This is a genomic window from Paraburkholderia sp. EG304, from assembly GCF_046543485.1.
Lineage (GTDB): Bacteria > Pseudomonadota > Gammaproteobacteria > Burkholderiales > Burkholderiaceae > Paraburkholderia > Paraburkholderia youngii.
In genome coordinates this window covers 1-18,193 of sequence record NZ_JBKGUA010000080.1, presented here as the reverse complement: position 1 = coordinate 18,193, position 18,193 = coordinate 1, and the positions used below count along the sequence as shown (strand labels likewise).

Annotated in this window: 10 protein-coding genes and 1 pseudogene; 9 read left to right on the top strand and 2 right to left on the bottom strand. The window is 67.2% G+C overall.

The annotated features are described in order from the left end of the window. Nucleotides 1-90: 90 nt before the first annotated feature. Together mutS and ACLFKU_RS39455 are read right to left on the bottom strand one after the other, a co-directional pair. Nucleotides 91-2,646 carry a DNA mismatch repair protein MutS gene (gene mutS / locus ACLFKU_RS39460; RefSeq protein WP_410852819.1) on the bottom strand — a complete coding sequence of 852 codons (2,556 nt, stop codon included), beginning with the start codon at nt 2,644-2,646 and terminating at the stop codon, nt 91-93. A 153-nt stretch (nt 2,647-2,799) separates the two neighbouring features. Further along, a complete protein-coding gene (locus tag ACLFKU_RS39455; RefSeq protein ID WP_410852818.1) occupies nt 2,800-3,195 on the bottom strand; it encodes a hypothetical protein in 396 nt (131 codons plus the stop codon). 310 nt (nt 3,196-3,505) lie between these two features. Here ACLFKU_RS39455 and ACLFKU_RS39450 point away from each other — a divergent pair, with 310 nt between their 5' ends. The 9 genes and pseudogenes from ACLFKU_RS39450 to ACLFKU_RS39410 form a co-directional block, all read left to right on the top strand. Further along, a complete protein-coding gene (locus ACLFKU_RS39450; RefSeq protein WP_410852817.1) occupies nt 3,506-4,363 on the top strand; it encodes an HpcH/HpaI aldolase/citrate lyase family protein in 858 nt (285 codons plus the stop codon). A gap of 13 nt (nt 4,364-4,376) precedes the next feature. Further along, on the top strand, nt 4,377-6,896 hold the full coding sequence (locus tag ACLFKU_RS39445) for a sodium:solute symporter family transporter (protein ID WP_410852816.1): 2,520 nt from the start codon (nt 4,377-4,379) through the stop codon (nt 6,894-6,896). A gap of 93 nt (nt 6,897-6,989) precedes the next feature. Then, nucleotides 6,990-7,871 (top strand): LysR substrate-binding domain-containing protein, encoded by an 882-nt coding sequence (locus tag ACLFKU_RS39440; protein ID WP_179459446.1) that lies wholly within the window; start codon nt 6,990-6,992, stop codon nt 7,869-7,871. 243 nt (nt 7,872-8,114) lie between these two features. Next, nucleotides 8,115-10,289 carry a TonB-dependent receptor gene (locus tag ACLFKU_RS39435; RefSeq protein ID WP_410852815.1) on the top strand — a complete coding sequence of 725 codons (2,175 nt, stop codon included), beginning with the start codon at nt 8,115-8,117 and terminating at the stop codon, nt 10,287-10,289. Between the two features lie 162 nt (nt 10,290-10,451). Further along, complete coding sequence (locus ACLFKU_RS39430) at nt 10,452-11,690, top strand: serine hydrolase domain-containing protein (protein WP_410852814.1); 1,239 nt, start codon at nt 10,452-10,454, stop codon at nt 11,688-11,690. Continuing rightward, complete coding sequence (locus ACLFKU_RS39425; protein WP_410852813.1) at nt 11,687-12,640, top strand: ribokinase; 954 nt, start codon at nt 11,687-11,689, stop codon at nt 12,638-12,640. The genes ACLFKU_RS39430 and ACLFKU_RS39425 overlap by 4 nt, the downstream gene beginning before the upstream one ends. A gap of 37 nt (nt 12,641-12,677) precedes the next feature. Further along, a complete protein-coding gene (locus tag ACLFKU_RS39420) occupies nt 12,678-14,867 on the top strand; it encodes a formylglycine-generating enzyme family protein (protein WP_410852812.1) in 2,190 nt (729 codons plus the stop codon). Then, nucleotides 14,864-16,729 carry a glycoside hydrolase family 127 protein gene (locus ACLFKU_RS39415; protein WP_410852811.1) on the top strand — a complete coding sequence of 622 codons (1,866 nt, stop codon included), beginning with the start codon at nt 14,864-14,866 and terminating at the stop codon, nt 16,727-16,729. The genes ACLFKU_RS39420 and ACLFKU_RS39415 overlap by 4 nt, the downstream gene beginning before the upstream one ends. 137 nt (nt 16,730-16,866) lie before the next feature. Then, nucleotides 16,867-18,036: pseudogene (locus ACLFKU_RS39410) on the top strand (CaiB/BaiF CoA transferase family protein); the annotation flags it as partial. Between the last annotated feature and the right edge of the window lie 157 nt (nt 18,037-18,193).

Sequence of the window (18,193 nt, the reverse complement as noted above, 5' to 3'; positions counted from 1 at the left end):
CCGGGGCCGGCACTACCGTCTTGTGGCGGTAGGCCACGACCGTTGCGTGGTAGGCCACGAGCGTTGGTCGTGGCCAGCCCGGACGCTCGGTCAGAGCAGCGTCTTCAACCGGTACAGCGCTTCCAGTGCCTGCTTCGGGGTCAGCTCGTCCGGATCGATCGCGGCCAGCGCGTCCTGCGCGGCGGTATTGGGCGCGTTGAACAGCCCGAACTGCTGCGGTGCATCCAGCGCCTGCGCGGCGACCACGGCGGACTGGGTCTCGTGGCTGCGCTGTTCCAGCTCGGCCAGGCGACGTCGCGCCTGGGCCACGGTCGACTTCGGCAGGCCGGCCAGCGCGGCCACCTGCAGGCCGAAGCTGCGGTTGGCCGGACCGTCCTTCACCGCGTGCATGAACACCAGGGCGTCGCCATGCTCCACCGCATCCAGGTGCACGTTGGCGATGCCGCTGGCACCGCCTTCGTGCTGTTCGTCGGCCAGTGCGGTCAGCTCGAAGTAATGGGTGGCGAACAGTGTGTAGCAGCGGTTCTGGTAGGCCAGATGCCGTGCGACGGCGTCGGCCAGGGCCAGTCCGTCGTAGGTCGAGGTGCCGCGGCCGATTTCGTCCATCAGCACCAGCGACTGCGCGCTGGCATGGTGCAGGATGTAGCTGGTCTCGGCCATCTCGACCATGAAGGTCGACTGCCCGCGGGCCAGATCGTCGCCGGCGCCGATGCGGGTCAGGATGCGGTCGATCGGGCCGATCACGGCGCGGCGGGCCGGCACGAAGCTGCCGATGTGGGCCAACAGCACGATCAGTGCGTTCTGTCGCATGTAGGTCGATTTACCGCCCATGTTCGGGCCGGTGATCACCAGCATGCGACGGTCCGGATGCAGGTCCAGGTCGTTCGGTTCGAAGGGCTGCTCGCGCACCGCTTCGACCACCGGATGACGCCCGCGCTCGATCTTCAGGCAGGGCGCGGTCTCCAGTTCCGGGCGCGCCCAGTCCAGTGCCTGCGCGCGCTCGGCGAAGCCGGCCAGCACGTCCAGTTCGCTCAGGGCGGCGGCGCACTGCTTGAGCGGCTCCAGCCCGCTGGCGAGGATGTCGAGCAGCTGCTCGTACAGGAACTTCTCGCGGGTCAGCGAGCGTTCGCGCGCGGACAGCACCTTGTCTTCGAACGACTTCAGTTCTTCGGTGATGTAGCGCTCGGCATTGGTCAGCGTCTGGCGGCGCGTGTAATGCACCGGCGCCTTCTCGGACTGGCCCTTGCTGATCTCGATGTAATAACCGTGCACGCGGTTGTAGCCGACCTTCAGCGTGGCGATGCCGCTGCTGATGCGCTCGCGTTGTTCAAGGTCGATCAGGAACTGATCGGCATGCGTGGAGAGCCGACGCAGTTCGTCCAGCTCGGCGTCGTAGCCTTCGGCGATGACACCGCCATCGCTGAGCTTCAGCGGCGGCGTCGGCGCGATCGCGCTGGCCAGCAGCTGCGCGCACTCGTCATGCGAGCCCAGTGCATCGTGCAGCGCGACCAGGCGCGGCGAATCCAGCGGCGCCAGGACCGCACGCACCGCGGGCAACAAGCCCAGGCCATCGCGCAGCGTGGAGAAATCGCGCGGCCGCGCCGAACGCAGGGCCACGCGGGTGAGGATGCGTTCCAGGTCCCCCAGGGCACGGAAAGCATCGCGCACGTCGCCTTCGGCGCCGCGATCGATCAGCGTGGCGACCGCATCGTGGCGATGCACGAGTACCTCGCGCAGGCGCAGCGGGCGGTGCAGCCAGCGCCGCAGCAGGCGACCGCCCATCGGCGTCACCGTGGTATCAAGCACGCCGAGCAGGGTGTTGCGGGTATCGCCATCGACGCGCGTGTCCAGTTCCAGATGGCGGCGCGTGGCCGCGTTCATGGCGATGGCTTCGCTCGCGGTTTCGGTGGCGATCGCGGTCAGGTGCGGCAGCCGCTGTTTCTGCGTCTCTTCGACATAGCCGAGCAGGGCGCCGGCGGCCGCGGTGGCGCGTGGCTTGTCGTCGATCCCGAAGCCGGTCAGGTCGTGCAGCTTGAAGAAGTTCAGCAGTTGCCGGCGGCCGCTGTCGGCATCGAACAGCCACGGCGCGCGACGGCGGATGCCATTGCGGTACTGCAGGAAGGCGGGCCAGTTTTCTTCATCGGGCACCAGCAGCTCGGCTGGCTCCAGGCGGGCCAGCTCGGCCTCCAGCGCATCGTCCGAATCGACTTCGTTGACCAGGAACCGGCCGCCGGCCAGATCGGCCCACGCCAGGCCATAGCCGTGCTTGCCGCGCGAGAGCGCCATCAGCAGCGTATCGCGGCGCTCGTCCAGCAGCGCCTCATCGGTGACGGTGCCGGGGGTGACGATGCGCACCACCTTGCGTTCCACCAGGCCCTTGGCCAGCGCCGGGTCGCCGATCTGTTCGCAGATCGCCACCGACTCGCCCAAGGCGACCAGCCGCGCCAGGTACCCTTCATACGCGTGCACCGGCACGCCGGCCATCGGGATCGGCGCGCCGCCGGAACTGCCGCGCTGGGTCAGGGTGATGTCCAGCAGCCGCGCCGCCTTGCGGGCATCGTCGTAGAACAGCTCGTAGAAGTCGCCCATCCGGAAGAAGAGCAGCAGGTCCGGGTAGTCGGACTTGGCGGCGAAGAACTGCTTCATCAGCGGGGTGTGTTCGGGCTGCTTCTCTGTCACGCGGGGTCCATCACAGTCGGGGGCAGCCCGGAAGGCCGCCTGGTCGGCCATTGTAGGGGAGGGGGGCGGGCAGGGCGAAGGGTGTCGGGCGCAAGCGGCGCGGGCGCGCCGCGGCGCCGCTCAGTCCATGCACAGGTGCAGGTTGGGGTGGGCCGCGAACACGTCCATGATGATGTCAAAGTAGGTCTGGCCGGTACCGCGTTCCAGCGCCTCCAGCTGGGTGTCGATTCTCGCGGCATTGAACATGCCGGGCCGCATCTGCTTTTCCTGCAGCCAGGCGCGGGTGGCTGCCACCCCGAGCGCGGCGCGGCTGTGTGCGATGTGCGTCCAGTGCACGGTGGCCGATGGGTGTCCTGCCAGTGCGCCGTAGCCACCGTAGAGCAGATCATCCAGCGCATCCAGGCTTGGGGCCAGGTGCCAGTCCTCGCAGGCCATGAATACACGATTGATCTCGGCGTAGAAGCCGGCGATGTCGTGGATGGCGCTTCCGTCCAGCACCAGGGTTGGGCCGGTCATGCCCAGCTCCGCGCGTCCAGGTGCTGCGTGGACCAGACGGTGGTTGTCGACGGCAGGGTGGGTTCATACATCGGCAGCAGTCCTCGTGGCGCGTTTGATGGGGGACCTCCAAGACGTGACGTGGGCGGTCACGACGGCAGGTTCCAGCAATCGATTGTGCGGGCAACACGGTGCTGTCCGACGCTCTTCTGCTCGTGGTGCACTGCAGCGCAGTGGGCGGTCGAAACAAATGCTATCCAATGAATGTCCGGGACCGCACTTTTAAAGGGCTTTCAATTCTGCAGACTGCGCGGGTTGATGAGGGAAAACCATGCGTAGCAAGCTGTTCGTCCCCGGCGCCCGGCCGGAACTGTTCGACAAGGCCATGGCCGGCGAGGCCGATGCGCTCTCTTTCGACCTGGAAGATTCGGTGCCCGAGGCCGGCAAGGCCCAGGCCCGTGACCAGATCGCCGGCTTCCTGCGCCGCGTGCAGGGCCGCCCCGGTGGCAAGCAGTTGATCGTGCGCAGCAACGGTACCGACAGCGCCCATTTTGGCGCGGACCTGGATGCGACGGCGCTCCCCGGCGTGGACCTGCTCAATCTGCCCAAGATTGAATCGGTGGCTCAGCTGCTGGCGGCCATCGTCCGGCTGGAACAGGCTGAGCGGCGCAATGGCGTGACGCGCCCGATCGGTCTGCTGATCAACATCGAAACCCCCAAGGCCCTGCGCATCGCCGCCGAACTGGCCGGCGCGCACCCGCGCGTGGCCGGATTGCAGCTGGGGCTGGGCGACCTGTTTTCGCCCAACGGGATCGACCGTGCGCCGAGCAATGTGCATTTCACGCTGTTCGCGCTGCGGTTGGCCGCCGCCGAAGCCCAGGTGTTCGCCTGCGACGGCGCATTTCCGGACGTGGCTGACAGCGACGGCTTCCTGGCCGAGGCGCAGATGGCCCGGCAGTTGGGCTTCATCGGAAAAAGTTGCATCCACCCGCGCCAGGTTGGCCTGGCCAATGCCACCTTCAGCGTGCCGCCAGCGATGCTCGAAGAGGCGCAGCGGATTGTTGCCGCCGCCGCCGGTGCCGAAGAGCAGGGGCACGGCGCGTTCCTGTTTGAAGGCCGGATGATCGACCTGCCGTACCTGCGCCGTGCTCAAGCCCTGCTTGCCGCGTCCTCTCCCCCGCTTGCCTGATTGCGGTATCGGGATGCATCGACCACTGTCTTTTACCTGCGCTTTTGCCGGCTTCGGCGTTGCCGCACTTTTACCGGGTAATTTCATGCACAAGCCTGCACCGTCCGCGTTCCTTTCCACCGTGCTCCGGCGCTGCGTGCGCAGCGTGCGGCTTGTTGCCGCGGCTGCCCTGCTTGCCGGCAGTGGCGCCGTGGCTGCCGAGAGCCTGACCACGGTGGCGACCGGCAACCTGCCGGCACTGCCGGCGCAGATTGCGCCAGGCGGGCTGGTACACGTGGACGGGCGTCTGGTGGCACTCAGCCATGACGGTGCCTGGGAGCTGCGCGCGGACAACAAGGCGTGGGATGCGTTATCTGCGCCGGCCGCCGGGCAGCTCGACGGGCTTGAGGGCAGCGTCAGCGCGGCCGGGCGCACTTATCTGTTGCAGGGCCTGGATCTGCTCGGCGACCGCCTGCAGCCGGTGGTCCTGAACAACGGCGCGCTGGTTTTCGGCGCGGTCATTGCGCTGCCCGAGCCGCTGCGCCACGCGCAGGCAGCGACCCTCGGTGACGCGCTATATCTGGTGGGCACCGATGCGGCTGGCAGCGCCCAGCTCTACCGCCGCACCGCGGCGGCAGGCACTGCCGCCTGGCAGCATCTGGAGGACCTGCCGCAACAGGGGGTTGCCAGCGCATTGCAGGCGCAGAAAGGCGCGCTGTACCTGGGCCTGCGTACCGGCGCGGGCAGCGACCAGCTGTGGCGCCGCAACGCGGACGCCAGCTGGCAGCAGGTCGCGTCGCCGGACGGCACGATCGTGGCCGGCTCGATTCGCGCGCTGGGCCAGGCGCACCTGCTGATGCTGGTGAAGGACGGCAGCGGAGTGACCCACGCGCGCACGTTCCACACCATCACCGACGCATGGACGACGCTGGAGACCCCCGTCGCGGCCGATCCGCAGGCCGTCACGGCCTGGGGCAACGGACTGGCCTGGGCAACCGCTGGCGCCACCGGAAGCCAGCTCCAGTACGCCGAAATGCAGGGCGGCAAGCACCTGCTGCGCTGGCTGGACTGGACGGTGATCGGCATCTACCTGCTGGCCATGCTCGGCATGGGCTTCTACTTCTACCTCAAAGATCAGAACGCTTCCACGGCGGACTTCTTCGTCGGCGGGCGCTCGATTCCGTTCTGGGCGGCCGGCATCAGCCTGTATGCCACCAACACCAGCTCGATCAGCTTCATCGCCATCCCGGCCAAGGCCTTCGATACCAACTGGCAGTACCTGACCAACAACCTGATCGCGGTCGTCGGCCTGATGTTCGTGGCGGTCTGGATCGTGCCGCTGCTGCGCCGGCTGGACCTGATGAGCGTGTTCTCCTATCTGGAAACCCGCTTCCATCCGGCGATCCGCATGCTGTCCAGCGCACTGTGCATCGTGATGCAGATCGGCAGCCGCATGAGCGTGATCCTGTTCCTGCCGGCGCTGGCGATCTCCACGATCACTGGTGTGGATGTGGTCTGGTCGATCATGCTGATGGGCGTGTTCACCATCATCTACTCCACCGTGGGCGGCTCCAAGGCGGTGATCTGGACCGACGTGGTGCAGGTGATCGTGATGTTCGGCGGCGCCTTGTTCGCGATCGGCTTCATCTTCCTCCAGACCGGTGGCGACATGCCGCAGCTGCTCAGTGCGGCCGCGGCGGAAGACAAGACCAGGCTGTTCGATTTCAGCTTCGACCTGACCAAGGCCACGGTGTGGGGCTTCATCTTCCTGGTCGTGTTCGATGTGGTATTGACCTTCCCGAAGGACCAGGTGCTGATGCAGCGCACCTTGTCCACGCGCTCGGACAAGGAAGCCGGGCGATCGATCTGGGCCTTCGCCGCCATCATGATTCCCGGCGGCTTCGTGTTCTACGGCATCGGCACGGCGCTGTGGATGTACTACCGCAACAACCCGGAGCGCCTGAATCCGCTGCTGCCGATCGATGCGACCTTCCCGCTGTTCATCGCCGCCGAGCTGCCAGCCGGTGTGACCGGGTTGATCATCGCCGGCATCTTCGCCGCGGCGATGTCGACCCTGTCGAGCATCATCAACTCGATCTCCACCCTGGTTTCCGTCGATTTCTACCAGAAGCTGGTCAAGAACCCGAATGAAAAGACCGCCGTGCGCGTGGCCGAATGGTCCGGCGTGGGCGTAGGGCTGATCGGCATCGGCATCGCACTGGTGATGAGCCGTTACGACATCCACTCGCTGTTCGATGTTTCCATCGAACTGGCCGGGCTGCTCGGCGGCGGCTTCGCCGGTGCCTACACGCTGGGCATGTTCACCCGCCGCGCCAATGCGCCGGGCGTGGCGATCGGCGTGGCCGGGTCGGTGCTGATCACCCTGGTCTGCTGGAGCATGGACCTGGTGCACCCGTACTTCTACCTGGCGATCTCCATCCTGCTGTGCATCGTGATCGGCTACGTGGCCAGCCTGTTCTTCCCGGCACCGACCCGCTCGCTGAAGGGGCTGACCATCTACAGCGATACCCCGGCCGAAGCGGCAGCCCCATGACCAGCACCGTTGAGGCGCCGGCGCACGGGCCATTGGTCCAATCGCATTACGCCGGTGGCTCGTGTAGGTTGCTGACGCGCTGAGAGGTAAACCGTGGAAACCCAGTTCCTGAGTACGTTCGTCACAGTGGTGGACCGCGGCTCCATGGCCGCCGCGGCCCGCTCGCTGCATATCACCCCGGCGGCGGTCGCCCAGCAGATCCGGACGCTGGAACGCGAGCTGGGCGCACCGCTGATCGCCCGCGCCGGGCGAACGGTCAGCGTCACCGAGGACGGCGCGCGCATCCTGCAACGGGCGCGCGACCTGTTGCGCCAGGTGGCCGACCTGCGCAGCGTGGCCAACGAGAACGACATCGCCGGCGAGCTGCGGCTGGGTGCGTGCCCGACCGCACTGGCGGGCCTGCTCCCGGACATCCTGTCGCGGATGGTGGCGACCTTCCCGCAGATCAACGTCTTCATCAAGCCGGGCTACTCGGCCGATCTGTACCGGGCCGTGGAGGCGGGCGATCTGGACGCGGCGATGGTGCTGCAGGCACCGTTCGCGCTGCCCAAGACCTGCAAGTGGCAGCAGCTCCGCGAGGAACCGCTGGTGGTGCTGGCACCGGCCCATCTGGGCAGCCGCGATCCGCACGAGCTGCTGCGCGAGCAACCACTGATCCGCTATGACCGCCACGAATGGGGCGGGCGGCTTGCCGATGACTATCTGCGGCAGGCCGGCATCGTGCCGCGCGAACGGTTCGAGCTCAACGCGCTGAACGCCATCGCGGTGATGGTCGACCGTGGGCTCGGCGTATCGCTGGTGCCGGACTGGGCCAAGCCATGGCCGGAAGGCTTGAATGTCGTGCGCATTCCCTTGCCGCAGTGCAGCGAACCACGCCGGATCGGGGTGGTCTGGTCGCGTTCGTCGGTGCGCATCCGCCTGGTGAACGTGCTTCTGGAAGAAGCGCGAGTCGCGTTGACCGAGCCGCAACGCTGACACCACGGGTGCTCGCGTGGTGCGCGGCGCGAGGCGAAACAAATCCTAGGCTTTGAACATACCTGACCGCAGTTCTATCGCCGTGGAGCCGCGCCTAGGCTCTCGCCTCGTTGCCGGACAGGACGTGGAGACCCGCAAGGGAACCGCATCGACCGGCGGAGGGGCGAAAGCCCATGCGCGTCATCGGTGGCGACGGCTCCCCGGCCGGCTGTCCCGCATTTCCATATCGGGGGGGAGAAACGAATGATCAAGCCACTTTCCGCGGCCATCAGCACTGCACTGTTCGCCTGTGCCATCAGCCCTGCCATGGCGCAGAGCACGACGCCGACCGATCTGGACCAGGTGATCGTGACCGGCAGCCGGACCCCGATCTCGATCGAGAAGGTCCCCGGTGCAGTGACGGTGGTCAATCAGGAGCAGGTGCAGCGCACCCTCAACCTGACCGAAGACGCGACGGCGGTGCTGGCGCGCATGGTGCCGGGTTATTCGGAGTCCTCGCAGGCGATGAGCAACAGCGGCGAAACCCTCCGCGGCCGCGTGGCGCTGCGTCTGTTCGACGGCGTACCGCAGGGCTCTCCGCTGCGCGAAGGCAGCCGCAATGGCACGTTCACCGACATGGGCGTGATCGGCCGCATCGAGGTCATCAACGGCCCGTCGGCCGCCGAGGGCATCGGTGGCGCCGGTGGCGTCATCAACTATCTCTCCAAGAACGCGGAAGTGGACGGTCACCAGACCACGGTGAGCACGCGCTATGGCACCCAGTTCAAGGACGACAGCGGGCAGTCCAAGATCGGCATCACCCACACCTTCAAGGGCGATGCCGCCGACTTCCTGATCAGCGGCGCTTACATCGACCGCGGCATCGCTTACGACGGCGACGGCCGCCGGGTTGGCTTGAATACCTCCGGCTCGCTGTCCGACTCCTACAGCAAGAACCTGTTCCTCAAGGGCGGCTACAACTTCGGCGAGGGCCAGATGCAGCGCATCCAGGCCAGCTACAGCAACTTCCATATCGGTGGGAAGCACAACTACATCCCGGTCGAAGGCTGCCGTTACGACGCCGTGGAGTGCCCGGTGCCGAGCACCAATACCGCCGAGAAGGGCTCGATCGCCGGCTCGCTGGCCGAGTTCAACGATTTCGAACAGTTCGCCGCCAAGTACACCCATGCCGACTTCTTCGGCGGTGACCTGAGCGTGGATCTGTACTGGGCAAAGCAGGCGATGCGTTATGTGCCGGAAAATGGTGCAGACCGCCAACTGGTCAAGCCGGCCCCGCCGGAAGACCAGCGCATCTGGGACCAGTCGGAGATCAACTCCGAGAAAAAGGGTCTGCGTGCGGCCTATGCCTACAGCGGCCTGTTCGCAGTGGAGGGTCTGCGCCTGCGCACCGGCCTGGACCTGGTGGAAGACACGGCCGAGCAGCGCTTGGCGTTGACCGACCGGGTCTGGGTACCGCCGATGAAGTACACCAGCCTGGCGCCGTACGCGCAGCTGAGCTGGGACATCGGTCCGGTGACGCTGGATGCGGGCATCCGCCGCGAAGACGGCCAGCTGGAGATCGACAGCTATACCACCACCGCCTACCGCGACTTCACCCCGGTGCAGGGCGGCAAGCTCGACTACAAGGCCAACCTGCCCAACTTCGGCGCGATCTGGCGCATCACCGCTGCGTGGTCGGTGTTCGCCTCGTATTCGGAAGGCTTCGGTATCGCCAACGTGGGCATCCCGCTGCGCAACATCCAGGCCAACAGCCCGTGCAAGGCGGTGGCGTGTATCGCCGATCTGCAGCCACTGATCACCAAGAACAAGGAAGTGGGCTTCAACTGGCGCGGCGAGCAGGCACAGGTCGGGATTTCGGGGTACCGCTCGACCTCCGAGTTCGGCTCATCGCTGACGGTGGACAAGGTCACCGAGGACTTCATCCTCACCCGCGCACCGACCCGGATCGAAGGTGTGGAATTGAACAGCGCCTGGACCTTCAACGACCAGTGGACGGCGACGCTGCTGTACTCGCGGATCCGCGGCCAGACCCAGTACTACGAGGGCTCGGGCCTGAACAAGGAGATGGGCATCCTCGACATCTCGCCGGACAAGGTCAACGCCTCGCTGACCTGGACGCCGAATGATCGTTTCGATGCGACGCTGGGCGTGAGCCGTACCTTCAGCCGCGACCTGCGCGAAACCTTCGTCAATCCGTCCAACGGCGCGGTCTATCTCAACGAAGAGGATACCTACGGCTACGCGCTGTGGGACCTCAGCATGAACTACGACACCGGGACCTACGGCAAGCTGTCGCTGGGCATCGAGAACCTGCTGGACAAGCAGTACGTGCTGACCTGGTCGCAGCTGCCGGGCTGGCAGAACTTCTTCTCCGGCCGGGGCCGCATGGTGTCGCTGACCCACACCTTCACGTTCTGACCGTCATCGCGGGCCGGCGCTGCGGAACACTGCAGCGCCGGTCCGTTTTACTTGCCTTACCCTGTCGCGACGTTACCGCCACTGACAGCAGGAGAGCGGATGTACTGGCCATCGCACGGACCGGCCCACGCCCGTCATTGCCGCCCACGAGCATGCCTGGCCATGCTCGCGTTGCTGATGCTGATCGTCGGGCAGGCCGCGGCGTCGTTGCCGGAGCCGCCGGCTGCACCGCCGGGATTGCCGGTGGTTGATGCCTTCCTGCACGAATCGACCGGCCGCCAGGGCTATACCGGCGCGGTCGCGCTGGTGATCCATGACGGCCGCATCGTGCATGACGGTGCCTACGGCTGGCAGGACCTGGCCCATGCCGGGCCGATGCGAACCGACAGCATTTTCCGCATCTATTCGATGACCAAGACGGTGGCCTCGGTGGCCGCCATGATGCTGGTGGAGGAGGGGCGGCTGGATCTGGATGATCCGGTGGCGCGCCACCTCCCCGAGTTCTCACACCTGCAGGTCTTCGCCGGGGGCACCGCCGCGGCGCCGCAGCTGCGGCCGGCGACGCAGATGCTGACCGTCCGCCATCTGCTCACCCACACCGCCGGTTTCGCTGCGGGCGGCGAGGGGTTCGAGGCCGTCACCGCGCTGCTGGAACGCCAGCAGGTGCAGGCTGCGGACAGCCTGGCCGATTACACCGCCCGGTTGGCCCGCGTTCCACTCGCGACCGAGCCGGGCACGCGCTTCCGCTACGACAGCACCTCCATCGAGGTTCTGTCGCGATTGGTGGAGGTGGTGGGCGGGCTGCCATTCGAGCAGTTCCTGCAACAACGCATCTTCCGTCCACTGGCGATGGCCGATACCGGCTTCGTGGTACCAGCGCGCGATCGCGCGCGGGTGGTCGAGCTGACCACCATGGGCGAGCACGGTGACCTGGTGCTTGCCGATGAGGTGCACGCGCGGGAACCCGGCAGCCCGCTGCGGCCGTATCCGAGCGGGGCCGGCGGGCTGTACTCCACGGCCGGCGACTATGGCCGGTTCGCGCAGATGCTGCTCGATGGCGGGCGCCATGGCGACACGCCCCTGCTTCGTCCCGCCACCGTGGCCCTGATGATGCAGAACCAGCTGGTGCATACCGCCTTGTCCAGGCCGGTGACCGAGTTCAGCGATGCCGAGGGGTTCGGCCTGGGCGGTTCGGTGCTGCTGGACCCCGCCATGAAAGGACGCACCGCATCGGTGGGTGCGTTCGGCTGGTCGGGCGCGGCCTCGACCTACTACACGATCGACCCGGCGCGCCGGTTGGTCGCCATCCTGCTGCTGCAGCATCTGCCCGGCGGCAACGACGACCTGCCGCGCATCAGTACGATGTTCTACAACCGCGTTGATGAGGCCATAGACCCATGAGTAGTGCGGCACGTTCCACCGTTCTCGTCGCCGGCTCGGCCAATCTCGATTTCGTCGTGCGCGCCGCGCATGTGCCGGCGCCGGGTGAGACCGTGCTTGGCCATGGCTTCAGCACCTTCCCGGGAGGCAAGGGCGCCAACCAGGCCGTGGCCTGCGCGCGTGCCGGCGGTGCGACGACCCGGATGCTGCTGGCCCTGGGCGAGGATGATTTCGCCATGCCGATCGAAGCGTCGCTGCGGGACGCCGGCGTGGACCTGTCGATCGTGCGCGACCCTGCACTGCCGACCGGCACCGCCTTCATCTGCCTGGCCGACAGTGCCGAGAACGCGATCACGGTCGCACCCGGTGCCAACCTGGCCCTGGGCGAGGAACACCTGCCCGCGCTGGACGGCGTCGACTGGCTGCTGCTGCAGCTGGAAACCCCGCTGCCCACCGTCACCGCGTATGCGCGCCGCGCCCGCCTGGCCGGGCTCAAGGTCGCCCTCAACGCAGCACCGGCGCAGGCACTGCCCGACGCGCTGCTCGCACTGCTGGATGTGCTGATCGTCAATGAGGGGGAGCTCGACGTGGTGGCCGGACATCCTCCGGACCTGGCCACGGGTGTGGCGCGCGTGCCGGTGCCCTGCGTGATCGTGACCCTGGGCGCGCGCGGCTGTCTGGCGCGGGTGAACGACACGGTGCTGCTGCAACCCGGGTTCCGCATCGATCCGATCGACACCACGGCGGCCGGCGACACCTTCTGTGGCGCGCTGGTCGCTGCGCTGGCCGACCATGAACCGATGGCCGATGCGTTGCTTGCCGCCACCGCAGCCTCCGCGCTGGCCTGCACCCGCCTGGGTGCGCAGTCGAGCATTCCCAACCGCGCCGAAGTGCTGGCGCTGCTTGCAGACCCCGCGCGCGTTCCCGATGCCGACGCCCATGCCGCGCTGGCGGCAGCGTGCGCGCGCTGATGTACCTCCTTTCCGTTTCCTGCTGGATGCCTTGCCCATGACCACGCCGTATCAGAGCCCCGACTACGACACCGACGCAGCCGACTACGGGCGTGAGGCGATCCGCACCGAGTACAAGTTCTCGCACGTGACCACCGGGCGCTACCTGCCGACCCCGGGCAAGGCGCCGGCATGGCCGTTCGCCGACATCGGCAGCTGGATGATCGATGCCAATGCGAGTGCGGGTGATTGGCTGGAAGAACTCAAGGACTGGCGCCGCGAGCATCTGGTCCGGATCGGCTATACCGATGTGAATTACCGCCGCCCGGAACTGCAGTGGGCGCAGCGCAACTTCGTGCATGCGCAGATGATGGTCGAGGACCGTTACTTCTTCGATGCGGCCACCGGGCAGTACACCGTCGATCGCTATCTGGACGATGTGACGGCGCGATTTGGCGGGCTGGACTCGGTGCTGATCTGGTACATCTACCCGAACATCGGCATCGATGACCGCAACCAGTTCGATCTGGCGCACGACATGCCCGGCGGCCTGGCGGGATTGAGAACCGCGGTGCAGGCCTTCCAGAAGCGCGGCGTCAAAGTGTTCCTGCCGGCCAAGCCGTGGGACCACGGCACCCGCGACCCAGGCGTGACGCACTGGGACGGGCTGGCCGAGATCGTCAAGGCGGTCGGTGCGGATGGAATCAACGGCGATACCTTCAACGGTGTGCCGCGGGCGTTCTTCGATGCCTGCGATGCACGCGGCAACCCGGTGGTGGTGCAGCCCGAGTCCACCATCAGTTCCGAAGAGCAGCTGATCTGGAACGTGCAGAGCTGGGGCAAGAAGGCGCCGGATGGTCCGGTGCCGCCCGTTTCCAAGTGGAAGTGGCTGGAGCCCCGCCACATGGTCAACTACGAGAACCGCTGGGGCCGCAACCGCAATCACGACCTGCAGTACTGCTTCTTCAACGGCATCGGCTACAACGCCTGGGAGAACATCTGGGGCGTCTGGAACCAGTTCACCCCGCGCGACGGCGAGGCCCTGCGCCGGATCGCCACGCTGTACCGGCAGTTCCCGCAGCTGGTGGTCTCGATGGACTGGGAGCCGTACCAGGTCTGCCTGCAGGGCGGCATTTTCGCCAGCCGGTTCCCGGGCGAGGGCATCGTGCTGCACACGTTGATCAACCGTAACGAGTACGCCGTGGACGGTGAGCAGATCGCGCTGGCGCACGCGGACGGCACGCGCTACTACGATGCGTGGCATGGGTGCGCGTTGACGCCGCGTATCATCGCTGGCGCGGCGTACATCGAGCTGCCGCTGGAAGCGCGCGGCTTCGGCGCGCTCCTGAGTGTGGCTGCGGATACTGCGGTCGAAGGTCTGGACGATTTCCTCGCGGCGACCGCCGAGCGCGCACAGCAGCCCCTCAACAGCTACTCCGCCGCGTGGAAGGCTGCTCCGCAGGAGCTGCTGGCGATCGCCAGCACGCCCCCGCAGGCCGAGGCGCCGACCGGCATGGTCACGATCCCGGCCGGCGAGTTCCTGTTCCAGGTGGGCGGCATCGAGATCGAGGGTTTCACCTGGGCCGGCCTGGATGTGCAGTTCCCGTGGGAAGACTGCGCGCGCCGCCACCATCGCCGGCGCATGACGCTGGCATCGTTCCATATCGATCGCCACCCGGTCACCAACGCGTCGTTCAAGCGCTTCCTCGATGCGAGCGGCTACCGGCCGGCCGATGATCACAACTTCCTGGCGGACTGGAAGGAGGGCGCGCCGCGTGCGGGGTGGGACAACAAGCCGGTGACCTGGGTCTCGATCGAGGACGCGCGTGCGTACGCCGCCTGGGCCGGCAAGCGGCTGCCGCACGCGTGGGAATGGCAGTACGCCGCGCAGGGCACGGACGGGCGACTGTATCCGTGGGGCAACGCGTGGGATGCGGCGTGCGTGCCGCGGGTCAATCGTGGCCGTCGCCTCACCCCGCCGTCCGATGTCGATGCACATCCGCAGGGCGCCAGCCCGTTCGGGGTGCAGGACCTGGTCGGCAATGTGTGGCAATGGACCGATGAATTCAGCGATGCGCACACCCGCGCGGCCGTACTGCGTGGCGGCAGCAGCTATCAGCCGCAGACCTCGCACTGGTACTTCCCGCAGGCCTACCGACTGGACCAGCACGGCAAGTACCTGCTGATGGGACCGTCCAAGGATCGCTCCGGCACGGTCGGCTTCCGTTGCGTGGTGGATGCGGCATGAGCCGTCTGCATCCCGCCGCCCGCGGCATGACGCTGGTCCCGCCGCAGCAGGTCACCTTGCAGGGTGTGCTGGGCGATGCCTTGGCAGCCAACCGCAGCGGGCGGCTGAGTACGTTCGTCGTCGATGAGCACAGCGCGCCGATCAGCATCTTCAGCCAGGCGCACAAGCACCAGAACCATGAGGGCGACTGGTACGGCGAACATGCCGGGAAATGGCTGTCCGCTACTGCACGCGCAGTGGCGCAGGGCGGGCAGCCGCGGCTGGAGGCTTCGCTGCGCCGCGTCGCCGACTGGTTGATCAGCCAGCAGGACGACGACGGCTATCTTGGCAACTATGCGGCCGAGCGGCGCTTCACGGTGCCGCAGCCGCCCAAGCCGGAAACCTGGAACGGCGAGCCGGCGCTGCGCACCTGGGACATCTGGACCCACAGCTACCTGATCCTCGGCTTCCTGGAAACGTGGCGCGCGCTGGGCAATGCGGCCTATCTGCAGGCCGCATGCCGGATCGCGGACCTGTGCTGGCAGGCGCTGGAGTCCGGGATCGACATCACCACCCTGGGCAATCATCACGGCATGTCCGCCACGGTGCTGCTGGATCCAGCAGCCGATCTCTACCTGGTCACGGGTGAGCCGCGCTACCTGGCGCTGGCCGAGCGCATCCTGGCGCAGGCCAACGCCAATCCGCGGCTGGCGCTGCTGGACAAGGCGCTGGCCGGCGAGGATGCGGCGTTCATCGCCACGGGCAAGGCCTACCAGCTCAGCTGGAACCTGGTCGGGCTGGCCAAGCTGTACAAGGCCACCGGCCAGGACGAGCATCGCCAGGCCCTCGATCATCTCTGGCACAACATCCGCGAGCAGCACCTCACGCTGGGCGGCGGGCCGTGGGGCGGGGTAGCGCACCGATCGCGTGAAGTGTTCAACGCGCCGCGCACCTTCTTCCCGCAGGCCTATGTCGAGACCTGCTCGGTGCTGGCGTGGATGCAGCTCAACCGCGAACTGCTGGCCATTACCGGCCATGCACGCTACGCCGACGAACTGGAGCGCACCGCCTACAACGATCTGCTGGCGGCGATGGCCCCCAATGGCGAGGACTGGTGCTATTACACCTATCCCAATGGCAGGCGGGTACACACCACGTACTGGCGCTGCTGCAAGTCCAGCGGCGCGATGGCGGTTGAGGAGCTGCCGCAGGTGGCCTATGGGGTCGCGGCCGATGGCGGGCTGCGGGTCAACCTCTACGGGCCGGGCGAGGCCACGTTGCTGCATGCGCAGGCCGGCGCGGTGACCCTGCTGCAGGCGACCCGATTCCCCTTCGACGGGACGGTGACGATCACCGTGCTGCCCGAATGCATCGCCACCTTCGGTATCGGCGTGCGGATGCCGGACTGGACCACGGGCGCGCGCATCGAGGTCAACGGGCAGCCCGTGGCGGCCGAGGCGGGTGCGGACGGGTTCGTGCAGGTGCGGAGGACCTGGCAGTCCGGCGACATGATGCGCGTGTACCTGCCGATGCAGCCGCGCCTGCACCGGGCGGCCAACATCAACGTGCAGGAATCGCGTGCGCCGGATGGCGCGCCGGTGGCGCAGGAGGTACTACGTTGGGAGTACGTGGGGCTGAGCTACGGGCCGCTGGTGTATGCCACCGGTCTGATTGACGGCTACAAGACAGACGAGACGGTACGACTGCCTGACCTGCCGCCCTCGCAGTGGCTGCAGGTGGGTGAGGATGGCGGCGAGGGTGCGTCGATCACCCTGCAGCTGGACTGCCGTGGCCCCCTGATGTTCGAGCCCTACTACCGATGCGGTGGCCGCGATCACGGCAGCTGGCGACTGAGCTGGCTGTCGCTGGCGCCCTCGGACTGACGGCATGGCGATGTTCGGCGGCCACGCAGCCGCCGACGCCGCAGCGTGCTTTTTGTCCACGCAGAACATACCCATACGATCTGTTTCTTCCCGTTGGCCAGGAGGAAACTTCCCTCAAGGTATCGAGTGTAGTGACCATGACCGGAAGCATCTCCAGTTCTCCATTCGCCATTGCCCAGCGGGAGGGCGCCATCGGGCCGTTGAGCGGCATCCGCGTGCTGGACCTGAGCGCCTACATCGCCGGCCCCTACGGCTGCACGCTGCTGGCCGACCAGGGCGCGGAGGTGATCAAGGTGGAGCCGCCGGTCGGCGACAACCTGCGCCGCTATCCGTCCACGCTGGAGGCGGAGAGCCGGGCGTTCCTCGGCGTGAACCGGTCCAAGCGGGGCGTGGTGCTGGATCTGAAGCAGCCGGACCAGCGTGCGGTGCTGATGCGCCTGGTGCGCGAGGCCGACGTACTGGTCCACAACTTCCGGCCCAGCGTGCCGGTGCGCCTGGGTATCGATTTTGACAGCCTGCACAAGCTCAACCCGCGCCTGGTGTACTGCTCGGTCACCGGTTATGGCGAGCAGGGACCACTGAAGGACAAGGCCGGCTACGACCAGGTGCTGCAGACCATGACCGGCATGTGCACGATGCAGGGCAAGACGGGCGGCGCTCCGGAGATCCTGTATGGCTCGGTCGTCGATTACTACGCGGCGGCGCTGGTGGCGGCCGGCGTGTCGTCGGCCCTGTACGAGCGCGAGCGCAGTGGCGAGGGCCAGTTCGTCGGGGTGTCGCTGCTGCGCAGTGCGCTGACGATGCAGTCGGCGCGGATGATCTGGGCCGAGGGCGAGCCGGAGGGAGTAGGTCGCGATATGCGCTCTGGCGGAGTCACCGGCATCCATCCCACGGCGGAGGGGTATCTGTACATCTCGGCCAATACGCCGCGCTTCTGGCAGGCCCTGTGCGAGCGGATCGGGCTGCCGGAGCTGGCCGCTGACGTGCGCTACGACACGGTGCGCAAGCGTGCCACGCATGCCGAGGTACTGCTGCCGCAGCTGCACGCGGCGCTGGCTGCACGAAGTGCACTGGCGTGGGAGGCCTTGTTCGGTGAAGAGGTTCCCTGCGCGGCCGCGCGCCAGGTGGAGGATATGTTCGACCACCCACAGGTGCTCGCCGAGGCGATGATCACGTCGCTGCCGCATCCGCTGCTCGGCAGCTATCGCGGCATCACCCGGCCGATCGTGTTCGGCCGCACGCCTGGCCCGGAGCCGTTCGCGGCACCGGTGTTCGACCAGGATACGGCGGCGGTCGGTGCGATGGCGTCGCTGTCAAAACTCTCCCAGCTGCGTGACCTGTCCGTGGTGGTTGCCGATACCGGCGATTACGAAGCGATCAAGCGCTTGAAGCCGGTCGACTGCACGACCAATCCCACCCTGGTGAAGAAGGCGCTGGATCTGCCGGTGTATGCCGACCTGATCG